The sequence below is a fragment of the Pragia fontium genome (assembly GCF_900638655.1).
In the GTDB taxonomy this organism is placed as follows: domain Bacteria; phylum Pseudomonadota; class Gammaproteobacteria; order Enterobacterales; family Enterobacteriaceae; genus Pragia; species Pragia fontium.
In genome coordinates, this window is the sequence record NZ_LR134531.1 from 2289416 (window position 1) to 2302750 (window position 13335).

Here is a 13335-nt window from a genome sequence, read left to right on the forward strand (position 1 = left end):
AACGTTTAGATCAAAACTGCTTTGGCGGATGCTCTGTCACGCATACGCTGTAAATACCCGGGTAAATATTGCAGCCCACTGAATAATTGCTCGGCATGCGGTAGTCTTTGCAGGTAATCCAGCATCGGAATAAGAATGGCATCGGCAATGGTAAAGTTGTCGCCTTTAAAAAATGGTTTACTTCCCAGCTCTGTATCTAATAGCCCAAGCACTTTAAGCACCTGAGGTTCAGCTGCTTTAATCTCTTGTTTTCTGATCTGGCCTTCTGGCCCTCTTGGAAAAGCAAATTCCAACAGATAATCACGCACCAACGCCCGATCAACATAGATAGCCAAGCAGTTTGACCATTCATCAACTTCGGCCTTAGCTTCGGCGGTATCTGGCTGTAAAGCGACCCCATCAAAACAGTTATCCAGATAGCGACAAATGGCCGGGGTTTCAAAAAAACGTTTTCCATGGTGAATTAATACTGGCACTTTACCAAAGGGATGGAACTGAAACAGGCTACCGTCATTCAGCGATACCGTTTGTTGGTCGATTGTCGAGCCAACGGTATAGGCAATCCCTTTTTCCTCGCAGCATAATTGTACGCTACGCACGAAAGTACTGAACTGCGGGCCGAGTATATGTACCTTATCTGACGTCATAAAATCGATTCCTTTGATTAAGCCTGTTAGAAAAAACCAAATAAACTATTTCTTATCCATCATATTCCGCAGATTAGCAAACGGGTTATGGGTTGCCAGCCCCTGATCTTTTTGGGCATCTTCCCCAGCGATAACCGTTGAGCCATAGATATCCGCTTCAGTATATTTAGAGTGCTCATGGTCATGGCAAAACAAACAAAGCATTTCCCAGTTACTACCATCTTCAGGGTTATTGGAATGATCGTGATCGATATGGTGTACGGTTAACTCACGTAAATTGGAATAAACAAACTCGCGAGAGCATCTACCACACACCCATGGAAACAACTTAAGCGCTTTTTCGCGATAGCCGCTTTCAAGTCTGGCATAGTTTTTAGGGATATAAGCCATTATCAACCTTCAAATTAAAATATCGGAATTTGTTCTGTTAAACATCTTATAGCTAAACTATCCGGGTTCACAAATGGAAAAAGCGTATGTCTTAACATTTCAGCACGCAGTGCGCGCACCCGGTTGCCAGCCATCAATACGTGACACCGTCACTAATTTTGAATTTAGCGGTTAATCTCGACCATTCGGCTTCAAAGGTTCAGACAAAGAATATTAATGTGGCAGAGTACTCAGTCGTCGGTGAATCAGGAGAGATGTGGGCCAGGAGATTCCCCAGCCCATAACGTTATCATTAGAATGCGTATTTCAGGCCTAACGTTAGCGAAGTATCACTATAGCCATATTGACCGACTTGTTGAGCAACGTTAGTCCACAGGCTCATATTTTTATTTAACTGTCCATCAATACCCAGTTTAACTTCAGCCAAATTTTTATCGCCCTGCTGCTCTATCGTGGCACCACCGTCCATTCTTGCGCCAAACTGTTTGCTATTGTGAATCCAACTCGTCTCAATAAAGGGTTCAAACTCTCTGTCTTTGCCATCATCAATTGAGTTGTGCCCTTGCATATAGGCTCTAAACCCTAATTTTGTCATCACATTACCGTCACCTTGACCAATCATTTGTGTACCATTGGCTTCGGTATGGCGATCGGCTTCAACATTCATCCAAACAATCTGAGCCTTAGGCTGAATAAAATAGCGCTTACCCGCATTTCTATCCTCTCCAACTTTAAATGTATAGCCACTCTCAATAGAGGTTGTCACACCACTGGCGTTATACTTTTCGGAAGGTAAGGCATCGCCATTAACCTGGTTTTTAAACCAGCTATACTGAGCCCAGATATCAATATAGGTTCCAGTTTTCTCCTGCTGATTAGCATACCAAGTGGCATAACCGCCAGCGGAATAACCATAGACTTCATTTTTTGAACGATAGCCCGACAATTTTGAATAGCTATCACCTTGGCTATTACCGTAACCCGCCATCAGCCCCAAGTGAAGTCGATTAAGGCCATCGCTACTCCATTGAGCAATATCGCCCCCCAGTTGCACCACATAACGATGACTTTGGGTTCTCAATTGGCGACTGTTACTGCGCACTCGATTATGCCCACCAACCTGCCTTAACCACATGCTGGTAACGCGAGTTTCACCGGTCAGCGCATCAATATATTGCGTTTCTCCTAAACGGTCGTGCAGGGAGGTATTAAATAGCGTATTTGCCGCAGCCAGATTGGCGCTATAGCTGGCTGCCTCTGGCCGCTCATTATGTAATATAGGTTTTTCAGACGGCGCATCTGGCTGATTATTAGACACATCAGGTTCTTTGGGCGGTATATTGGGTTCAACATATTCGCTGGTTAAATACCAATTCGCACTGTTGTTACCACTCCCTCTCACTAACGTATAATCATAAGCACCGGCTACAATTCGCCCTTCCTGAGTAAAAACGCCGTCAGACTTGCCCTGAACGCTAATCAGCTCAATTCCTTGTATCGTCTGAGCGCCTTTTCCGCCTAGATTGGTCACCCTTACCCGAGTATTTCCGGAGGTATCCCCAATCACGGTTAATTTATCGGTTAACGAATCGTCCCCATTAATCGCCCCGTTCATCAACAATAATCCACCATTACCGACGTAATTTCCACTAATGGTCAGATGCGTGCCGGGCTGTTCACCAAAAATCAACGTACCGGCATGGGTTAATGAGCTTAACGTCTGACTAAATTCATTCAAATCAAGGTGACTATCAGCGTAAGTGGCATAATCTGCCGCTGGACTGAAGGTATTTTCACCCCCGGCTTTGAGAGTACCGCCATAGAGCGATGTCATCCCCGTATAGCTATTCGCCGCTGATAGTGTCGTTACGCCGGAATAAACATCTACGGTACCGTCACCAACAATCCGTGGGGTAAAGGTATAGCGCTCTTCCTCAGTAGCAGTATGATTAAACACGATCTGCCCCTCGGAATTTTCCAACGTATTACCCGAGATATTTAACTGACGGTTACTCAATTGAATTTCATCTGCAATAACATAACCCGCTTTTTGAGCGGTATCACCGGCTATTGCACCAATCGCCAAAACGCCTCGAGAACCATCATTTAAACCTAATAGAATATCACCGTTGAAATGACCTAAATCCAAACCTAAATTCGATACCCTTTTGGCAAAAACACTGCCACCGTCAGCCACGGTTAATGTACTAATATCGCCATCAATCTCGCCAACTCCCATCAAAATGAAGCCCGCATTAAGTGAAGAACCACTACCGGTAACAACAACTCGCCCAGAGATAGGATCATTGCTGCCATTGGCATAAAACTGCCCCATTGACAGCATATCTTTAATGTTGACGCTTCCTCCGTCCTGAACGGTCAGTCTATCCGAGAGCAACATAAGCGGAACGGATAATTGACTGCCAGTATCAGAAACAATGATTTCTGCACGAGATCCGAGTCCGGCACCGCCGATATATCCGTAAGTACTCGCGCTAACCTGTCCGCCATCCGAAATCAGCAATTTCCCCTGACTATTTTCCGTATAGCCAATCATCAACGTCCCCGTTTTTAACGAAGAACCTTGACCGGTAACGTGAAGCTCTCCGCGAGAATTAGTCCAATCCTTAAATATCCAACCACCAATACTCACGATACCATCGCTAGAACTATTATCGATCAGTCCGCCTTCGGAGACGGTCAGTGAGCCCGAGGTATTATCCCCGCCAATGATCAGTGTATCGCCTTGTGGCATCGCTAACGGGTGTCCTGCGTCAACCTGAACGTCAGCCCCTTCAACCAGGTAATCGTCTGCCAATGCCACATTCGAGGTAAACGACAGAGCAATCGCAAGCGCCATCGCTGAAGGTTTTATCGTCATTATCATCTTTTGGTTGCCCGCTTTTAGCTGATTTAAGCCGCGAGGAAATGCATCCATTGTTTATCAACTCCTGGGGTATTTAGACCAAACATCACAAAAAGAGGAACCACGGTTAAGCAGAAAAGGCATATTCACCTTTCGAGCTACCCGATTTTCTGCAATGTGCTTTATAAAAAATATCAGCCTGAACATTAAAAATGTATTTTATCTATCGAGTAAAATGAAAGTCAGGCTGTTTATATTATTATCTCTCTTTCTTTTTAATTGTCCACATGCAACCGATTAAAATATTAAATCAAAAATCACAAAAGTAGTTTTGATCTTAATAATTACATGTGAAATCAATTTAAATAATAAATAACTACAATATTTTCATAAATATATAAATCCATGAGCTGCTTTATTCTATTAAGCAGTCTACTCATTTAATTTCACCACGGAACTTCAGCACTCAATGTCACAGTTAATTTAGGCCACTTATAATAACCAAGGTAAATTAAAAGTTAATACTCTGCCTCAGCACTGAGGAGGAAAAGACCAGACGCCAGACCTCTCAGCCCATCTCCAGTCATGAAAAAATGTTTTCATCACCTCTGTTGCCATTGTTTAATCAACAGATGACGCCAGCGTTAATTGTTTTATTGTTATTCATTCCTTCATGGATAATGATTAAAAAAACATCACTGGAAAATATTGAACAACTAAATTTAATCTATATTCCAGCAAAGATTAAATCTCCGCCTCCTTTAATTGATAACAATGATTAATATGTTATTTTAAAAATAACCACTTAGCTTAATCCTCTTCATGGCATTACCTATACTTCCAAATCAATAATTTTATTTAAAAACCGTGCAACAGTTAAGGAAATGAGATTAATTACCCAAGATTTAAACTTAAATTAATTTGAATGAATACTTATTAATGCTTAAATATAAGCTTGTTTTTATAAGCATTAGGAATAACACGCAGTAATCAATACGAAATAGCTGATACACCCTATTCTGCCTAACAAAAACATCACAAAATATTATCATGAGACGCTAATATTTTTTACGATTAAAATCTCGCTGTAAGCCTTGCTATATCTAGCTTTTCAATAAAGATTGATGATAAAATCACAACGGGCTACGACTAGTGATTGCCAAACCATGGTAAGTGCTATATGGTACGCCCCCTGCGCTCACCCCAGCGGATGGATGATAAGACTTTTTATCTCCGACGTTTCAATGAACCCTGCTCTGTTTTATCAGACGTAGTTTCACTGAAAATGAGCGCACCATCGATTATTTCAGGTGTAGTGCTATATCCAATATATAGGCTGCATTGAGTAGGGCTTTTGGGAAGGGCTTGGAAAATAATGCAACATAATGCAGTACGAATGAAAAGAGTACTTACCACTCCAGCGTTAGTATTCTTTGGATTGGCCTATATGGTTCCATTGGGTATCTTCACCACATATGGTCAAGTTACAGTACTCAGTGAAGGTCACCTACCGGTGGCTTATATTATCACCTTATCAGCAATTTTGTTTACGGCCTTAAGCTATTGCCGTATGACAAGCGAGCTACCTCTTTCAGGTTCAGCCTATTCCTATGTCCAAAAGACATTTGGGGGTAATTTGGGCTTTTTAGTTGGCTGGACTCAATTACTTGATTATCTGTTCTTACCGATAATTAACTATATTGCTATTGGTATATTTATGCATGAAGCATTCCCGTCAATTCCGATGGGTGTGATTATCTGCGCCACCATATTTATTGTTACCAGCCTGAATATTTTAGGTATTAAGCTGGTTAGCTCAATGAATATGCTGATTATTCTGATGCAATTGGTCTTTATTGCGGTATTCCTGTATCTGTGCTTCCAGACCACGTTTACTTTAGATGTGGACGCATTACTGGTGCCGATTACCTTTGCCCAAAATCAGGTCTCTGGCCTGTTTGCCGGTGCCGCGGTGCTTTGTCTGGCATTTCTTGGTTTTGATGCTATTTCAACCATGGCTGAAGAAACTAAAGACGCCAAGCGTGCTCTACCACGCGCCATTATGTATACCGTCTTTATTGCCGGTACGCTGTTTATCATTATTTCTTACAGTGCCCATCTGATTTATCCGGCATGGCAGGACTTTATTCCTAATACCGACACCGCCAGTCTGGAAGTGATGAAGAAAGTGGGCGGTGCCCTGATGGCATCCAGCTTTATCATGGCTTATGTTATCGGTGTTTTTGCTTCTGCTATGACATCTCAGGCCAGTATCGTCCGTATTTTCTACGCTATGGGTCGTGAAGGTGTGCTGCCGAAGTCTGTTTTCGCCTATATTCATCCGCGTTTACAGACCCCGGTGATTTCGATCATCTTCGTGGGTATTACATCGCTGTTTGCCTTGGTACTGTCGTTAAGCATGGTTGCGTCAATGATTAGCTTCGGTGCACTTATTGCATTCACCTTTGTTAATCTGACGGTGATTAAGCATTTCATTATTGATAGCAAAGAGAAAGTCAGCGCTAAAACACTGTTTACCTGTTTGGTCTTACCTTCCATCGGTGTATTGTTAACACTGTGGTTATGGACTAGTCTGGATAAAGAAGCGTTAACCGTTGGCTTGATTTGGTTATCGGTAGGTGCAGCCTATCTGGCACTAATTACCCGCGGCTTCCGTAAAACGCCGCCGTCGATTTCTGCTGAAGAAGTGGACCTGATTATCGGCTAACTTACCCCCTATTACAGAGAGTATGATTAGCCTAAACGGGGAGAACTTCATTCTCCCCGTTTATCATTTTACCGCCTAATTAGGGCTTATCTTATTATCCCGTTCCTTTTAATATACGGGTAATAGGTCTAAATATGTGCTGACGTGAATCCATACACGCCAGCAATTTACAACAATGTTTCAATAAGTGGATGTTTGACGATGAGTAATAAAATGGCCGACGTCATTTATTTTAATGGATATATCTATACGGCAGATGCTGAAAACCGCGTGGTTGAAGCCGTTGCTATCGCCTCAGGAAGAATTCTGGCCTGTGGTACAGAGCAAGAGCTACAAGGGTTTATTACACCACAAACCCAGCAGATAGACTTGCAGGGTAAGATGATGATGCCGGGTATTATTGATGGGCATATGCATCCATTTTGGGGCGGTGAACAACTATCCGGCTGTCATCTTAATTACGAATCGTTGACGATTGAACAAATCTTACAGCGTGTGCAGCAACATCTGGATAAAGATGTGCTGAAAGGTGAGAACGACTGGTTAAAAGTTACCGCGTGGTTACGTCAGGGAATGCTGCCTGCCGGTACGGATATGTATCGTTCGGATATGGATCGCCTGAATACCTCACGCCCGGTGATTCTGTTCTCCAATGACTGTCACACTATGTTGGCCAATAGCCGCGCTCTGGAACTATTTGGCATCGACAAAAATGCCCCAGAACCTAGCGATGGCAAAATAGGTAAATATGCCGACGGTGAGCTCAACGGTATTCTGGAAGATGCCCCGGCGATGCGCGCCGTTGACAGTATTCCATCATTAAATGCTGAACAGGCAGTAAAAGTTGCCGAACTGGTGCAGCAGGTGCTGAATGCGCAAGGCGTCACGACTGTGATGGATGCCCGCGTTTCACCGAAGCAACTTGATGCGTTCAGTGTATTACAACAGCAAAATAAGCTGACGGTTCGTTTTCAGGCCGCCCGTGAAATCACCCCGGATGACGCCCATAGCGTAGAAGCCGTTGCCGCTGCCGTCGACAAAGCCGTTGAGTTCGCTAACCGTTATCATCAGGCAGAGTGGACCCCAGAGCCAGGTATTGGTCTACACAATATCAAAATGTTTGTTGATGGTGTTCTACAACCGCCAACCATGACCGCATCACTGCTTGAGCCTTATACCATCAATAAAGGTACAGAAGAGGCGCCAGACTGGCAGTTAACCGACCGTTATGGCGATCTCTATTTCACTCCTGAGATTCTTGATGAACTGATGGAAAAAATTGCCGCTGCCGGGTTTGATCCCCATCTGCATACCGTCGGTGAAGGCGCAGTTTCCATCGCGCTGGATGCCATTGAAAAAATGCGTGCCGCTCATCCGGATAAAGATATTCGCCCAGGGCTGGCGCATAACGAACTGGTGAATGCCAACGACTACCAGCGCTTTGCTCGTTTGGGTGCCATTGCCTGCCTGTCATTCCAGTGGGCAGCCCCTACCCCGGAACTGATTATCGCTGAACGGCATATGTTGGGAGAAACTCGTTTTCAAGAGCTGGAACCAATTGCCAAGTTTATCGATGCTGGTGCCGTCGTGGCATTTGGTAGCGACTGGCCAATTGATGGGTTAGATGAATGGTACGATCTGAAAGTCGCCGCTACTCGTCAAGGTCGTACGGTTAACGGCGTAACACCGCCGCGTCTGGATAACGATCGCAATCTCACCGTAACCGAAGTTCTGCGCTCCGCCACTATCGACTCCGCCTATGCCCAGCATCGCGAAGACGTTATTGGCTCATTAGAACCGGGTAAATTTGCCGATATGATCGTACTTGACCGAAACGTTTTTGATATTCCAGCGCAAGATATTGAGAATGTCACGGTGTTACGTACCATCGTTGGTGGAAAAACCGTTTATATTGCAGAGTAATACGGAAATACATTACGTTAGATTTGATGACAAGCCCTAAAGATTGGGCAGGTTGATTGACTAAACATAAACGGAAGGAGAGGATTACAGGCTACGCCCTGTAGCCTGCCCTTCGGGCCAACACTTCGTGTTGTTCAACGCCGTTCCTGACGGCGTTGTCTGTTGGGGTCGTAGCAGCTTTAGCTGCCGAAGCGCCCCTAAGAATCGTAGGCCTGACGCCCGTTGAACTCAAAAAAATCGCCTCTCGTCCGTAAGAAAAAGTGAATATTCCGACATTCTTTTTACGGACGAAATATTCACTGAAATCAAATTAAATAACTTTGTCAGCAGTCTCAATCCGCCTAACTGAATAAGTTAAGCGGATTTTTATTGTTCAATCAGAATATCCGAAACAGATAACTCACATCACCGCAGCAAACGCCTGAGCAACCCGCTCCACGTTTTGACTATTCAGTCCAGTCAGGCACATCCGACCATTTCTAACCAGATAGATAGCAAATTCACTCTTCAGACGATCAACCTGTTCTGGCGTTAATCCGGTATAGCTAAACATCCCCGTTTGCTTAACCAGATAGCTTGAATCAAGCCCCGGTAATGCTTGAGACATCACATCCACCATCTTTTGGCGCATTTGTATAATGCGATTGCGCATTTCACTCACTTCAGCCATCCAAGTCGCTTTTAACTGTGGATCGCTCAGTACCAGCGAAACAATTTGCGCACCGTCTAACGGCGGGCTGGAATAATTACGACGCACCGTCGCTTTTAACTGCCCCTGCACTCTTACGGCTTCATCAGCGTCATCGCAGAACACCGATAGTCCACCACAGCGTTCGCCATAAATGGAGAAGTTCTTCGAATAAGAGTTCGATAACAGGCACGGTAAGCCCGCTGATGCCACGGAACGAATCGCATAAGCATCTTCATCTAAACCTTCGCTGAACCCTTGATAAGCGATATCCATAAATGCAATGAGCTGACGCTCGGCCAATACGGCGATCACTTGATCCCACTGCGCCGGTATCAAGTCGGCTCCAGTTGGGTTATGACAACAAGGATGTAGCAATACAATGCTTTTTGCTGGTAGGGTCTTCAACGTAGCCAGCATTTGCTCAAAGGCCACGCCGCGCGTTTCACTGTCAAAATAAGGATAGCGATTGACCTTAATACCCGCCCCTTCAAAAATGGCTACGTGGTTGTCCCACGTCGGATTACTTACCCAAACTTCAGAATCAGGAAAATGGGCTTTCAGAAAATCAGCACCTATTTTCAATGCCCCAGAGCCGCCCAACGTCTGAATGGTTGCTACTCGGTTGGCAACCAAAGCCGGATGCCCTTCCCCCAATAACAGTTGTTGCGTGACGGTACGGTAAGACGGCATACCATCCATAGGTAAATAGACCAGCGGGTCATGATTGGTTTTAAATAACCGCTCTTTCGCCTGAGCCACCGAGTTTAAGATAGGAATCCGGCCCTGTTCGTCATAATACAAACCAATACTCAGGTTAACTTTTGATTCACGAGTATCTTTCGAAAACTCTTCCATTAATGAAAGAATTGGATCGCCGGCATAGGCTTTGACGTGCTGAAACATTTCTGACCCCTTATTTAGCTGTGTCCTTTGCTGTCTAATTAATGATCTGGTGATATCGCTCTTTTCCAGACCTGATAGTAGCTCTTTGAAACTGTACCCGGTAATTAACTACACGCTTAAATCACTGCTAACGGTACTTACCTGTTATGACAAGATATAGCCTAATACATAATGGCTGAATCTAATACCCTAAAAGCTGAGCAAAACGGTAACATTATCTGGCTAAAGCTACGCTTTTCAACCACCACGTAGAATAAAACTAGATAAAAGGTCAGCCTGGTTGCTACTCTTAGCATTTCTTATTCTCAAAAGAGTAACAATATTATGACAATCCAAAGTAATGACCGCTACCAACAACGTCAGCAAAAAATTAAACAACAGGTTGATAGTCGGGTTGCTGCCGCCACAGAAGACCGAGGATTGTTAATCATCTGTACCGGAAATGGTAAAGGGAAAAGTACTGCTGCGTTTGGTACCGTTACCAGAGCCGTTGGCCACGGTCAGAAAGCAGCAGTAACCCAATTTATTAAAGGAACTTGGGAATGTGGCGAACGTAATTTACTTTCGCGTAATGGTGTAGAGTTTCAGGTCATGGCAACTGGCTTTACTTGGGATACTCAAGATAAAGAGAGTGATACCTTAGCGGCTCAGGAAGTCTGGCAACACAGTAAGCGAATGTTATCTGACCCCTCGCTAGATTTGGTGGTATTGGATGAAATCACCTATATGATTACTTATGGGTATATCGTCCTGAATGAACTGATTGATGCACTACAACAGCGCCCCTCCGGGCAAACCGTTATCATTACTGGACGTGGATGCCACCGTAACCTGGTAGAAATGGCGGATACGGTGACAGAAATGCGCTCGGTAAAACATGCATTTGAGCATGGTCTACAGGCCAGAAAAGGTATCGACTGGTAACCCACGCATTTATAAACAATCATCAATATAGCCAATAAGGTATCTCTATAAAAACCACCTTACTGGCTATGATATTATTGCAACGTTTATCGATTAAGTAATATCAATAACGCAGGCAATGACCGGATGTCCATCCACTAACATCGGCGCTCCGCCCCGGTGAACTTTATAGCCCTCTCTTTTAATTAATCGTTCTACCGCCAGCGGAGACACGGTAATTACTGTTGTCGCATTAAACTGCTTGATATAATTGATTGACTCTCTTAGCAATCCTACCGCAATGGCCGAAGATGAACTTCCCGCCTGCTTCTCCATACTCGTAGCCTTAAGATCCATTGCCGAAAATCTTGATATTTCCCAAATAAAAGGCGAGTGTGGAGGAGGCGTTCCATTTAATAGCTCAGGAAAAATCTCACTCAATAGATAAGGTTCACTGGTTGGTAACAGTCTGGAACATCCAATAATCTCTTTTTTACTATTTCTGGCAACAACATATATGGTTTCTGGTTTATCAAATTGATCCCTTTCATATCCGACCGGAGTGTCTAATTCCCAGCCTAATTTTTCCACAAAAACTTTATAACGATAAGCCGCAAGTTCATTTTCTAATCCACCGGGTAAGCTATTTGTTGAACCGGATAAAAATTCCATAATTTGTCTTCCTATATTATTAACTGCGTGGAAAAACATATTAATAACATTGGATTATGGATAGTAACCTGACAGATCTAACAGCTATAAGAGTTGCTTATTGAGTGATATACTGTCCTGTTTTGCTTTGCCACTCTATTTGAGCGATTTTGTTATCCAGCAATTGCTGGGTCCACGCCTCTTCATCCTGAATGGGCGACGTCGACTCACTAGCATGAAAAACGACGTTGCTAAAAACCGGACCAATTTTTACATATTGGCAACACGCATTTTCATAACGCAATTCCCAATCCCAACCAATTGATATCACGGGAGATGTTTGGCTCACCCATTCGGTATAGCCATTAATCACCGTTGCAACTCCTCCAAGAAAGTGCTGATTAGCCGGTTCTTCATAGACCGCAGAGTGCAGATGAATAAATTCAATATGTTCAAAAAAATCAATGTGTACCTTAACTCTAAGGTCATCCATGATGACATTATTACCACTGCTGTTGGCTTTGTTGATATCTCTTTTATTTTGCACTCTTAGCTCCTTGCAGTTTAATTGATAAAAATTTTAACTTGTGATCAACATTGATTATCAGGACTTATTTCGTTTACAGCCCTACATTATAATATTAGTATACTAGTTACTCGAACGAGTCAGTCACTAACTATAATTGTATAATTCAATCAACGGTCTGGCTTATTGACATATACACTACCTGTAATATGAAATAAACTCATACTGTTGTTATACTATGCACTGGCTGTGTTTAATCTGTTCTGGGTAATATATGAATGCATTGCAATCAAAGGAAGGGTTTTGAAAATTAATTTATATAAGACATATGAGAATTTATCAAAAGCCAAGGATAAGGACGCCTTCTTTAACACACTAGAAAAAGCAGTCAATAATCTTGGATTTGAATACTGTGCTTACGGTGTGAGGCATACGTATCCCATTTCATCCAATAAGCCACAGGTTATTAATAATTATCCCGATGACTGGAATTCAACCTATTCAAGCAATAGCTATATTGAAATAGATCCTACCGTTCAACACTGTGCACAAACAACGCAGGTATTGTTTTGGCAAGCTGAAGTTTTTAAAAACGTGCCTTATTTTTGGGAAGAAGCCAGATCTTTTGGTATTCATCACGGTATATCCCAGTCCCAAAAAGATAATCACGGTAGAATGGGTATGTTGACCTTTGCCAGCGCAAATCAAAATCATACATCTAAAACATTACTGCTTCAGGCTCCCTCTCTTATTTGGTTATCCCAATTAGCCCATAACCATTTGGCTGAGTATTTAATGCCTCTGGAAACGGCCACTCTTGATTATCAACTGACTAAAAGAGAAAAAGATATTTTACGCTGGACGGCTGAAGGAAAAACGTCCAATGAAATATCAATTTTAATGTCTATCAGCGATCGAACAGTTAATTTCCATGTAAACAATATTTTGAAAAAGTTATCGGTTTCAAATAAAACGGCGGCTACTGTCAAAGCAATGGTTCTTAATCTGCTTTAACTATTTTAATTTAGTAAAATAACTATCATCAAAGTGGATAATCACAGCTGTCCATGAGCATCTTTATCCATTTTTCAGAATAATCTCTTAATG

General features: G+C 43.0%; 10 protein-coding genes. 4 read left to right on the forward strand and 6 right to left on the reverse strand.

The window, feature by feature from the left end:
- Nucleotides 1-5: 5 nt before the first annotated feature.
- The 3 genes from EL341_RS09855 to EL341_RS09865 form a co-directional block, all read right to left on the reverse strand.
- A complete protein-coding gene (locus EL341_RS09855) occupies nt 6-647 on the reverse strand; it encodes a glutathione S-transferase family protein (RefSeq protein WP_074822119.1) in 642 nt (213 codons plus the stop codon).
- 45 nt (nt 648-692) lie between these two features.
- Complete coding sequence (yajD, locus tag EL341_RS09860; RefSeq protein ID WP_047781219.1) at nt 693-1037, reverse strand: HNH nuclease YajD; 345 nt, start codon at nt 1035-1037, stop codon at nt 693-695.
- A gap of 292 nt (nt 1038-1329) precedes the next feature.
- Nucleotides 1330-3975 (reverse strand): autotransporter outer membrane beta-barrel domain-containing protein, encoded by a 2646-nt coding sequence (locus EL341_RS09865; protein WP_126467702.1) that lies wholly within the window; start codon nt 3973-3975, stop codon nt 1330-1332.
- Between the two features lie 1303 nt (nt 3976-5278).
- On the opposite strand from EL341_RS09865, the gene EL341_RS09870 reads away from it, so the two are divergent.
- On the forward strand, nt 5279-6631 hold the full coding sequence (locus EL341_RS09870) for an APC family permease (RefSeq protein ID WP_047781220.1): 1353 nt from the start codon (nt 5279-5281) through the stop codon (nt 6629-6631).
- A 201-nt stretch (nt 6632-6832) separates the two neighbouring features.
- A complete protein-coding gene (locus EL341_RS09875) occupies nt 6833-8554 on the forward strand; it encodes an amidohydrolase (RefSeq protein WP_074822111.1) in 1722 nt (573 codons plus the stop codon).
- Nucleotides 8555-8954: 400 nt separating this feature from the next.
- Here EL341_RS09875 and EL341_RS09880 read toward each other — a convergent pair whose 3' ends face one another.
- Nucleotides 8955-10148 carry an amino acid aminotransferase gene (locus EL341_RS09880; RefSeq protein WP_074822107.1) on the reverse strand — a complete coding sequence of 398 codons (1194 nt, stop codon included), beginning with the start codon at nt 10146-10148 and terminating at the stop codon, nt 8955-8957.
- Between the two features lie 324 nt (nt 10149-10472).
- Between EL341_RS09880 and cobO the strand changes: the two genes are divergently transcribed.
- Nucleotides 10473-11072, forward strand: a complete 600-nt coding sequence (gene cobO / locus EL341_RS09885) for a cob(I)yrinic acid a,c-diamide adenosyltransferase (RefSeq protein ID WP_047781223.1) — start codon at nt 10473-10475, stop codon at nt 11070-11072.
- 93 nt (nt 11073-11165) lie between these two features.
- Here cobO and EL341_RS09890 read toward each other — a convergent pair whose 3' ends face one another.
- Both EL341_RS09890 and EL341_RS09895 read right to left on the reverse strand, forming a co-directional pair.
- Nucleotides 11166-11723, reverse strand: a complete 558-nt coding sequence (locus tag EL341_RS09890) for an acyl-homoserine-lactone synthase (RefSeq protein ID WP_047781224.1) — start codon at nt 11721-11723, stop codon at nt 11166-11168.
- Between the two features lie 97 nt (nt 11724-11820).
- Complete coding sequence (locus tag EL341_RS09895) at nt 11821-12249, reverse strand: DUF4902 domain-containing protein (RefSeq protein WP_074822104.1); 429 nt, start codon at nt 12247-12249, stop codon at nt 11821-11823.
- Nucleotides 12250-12531: 282 nt separating this feature from the next.
- Between EL341_RS09895 and EL341_RS09900 the strand changes: the two genes are divergently transcribed.
- The gene (locus EL341_RS09900) at nt 12532-13242 is read left to right on the forward strand and encodes an autoinducer binding domain-containing protein (protein ID WP_053007609.1); all 711 of its coding nucleotides are present in this window, start codon (nt 12532-12534) and stop codon (nt 13240-13242) included.
- Nucleotides 13243-13335 lie beyond the last annotated feature (93 nt).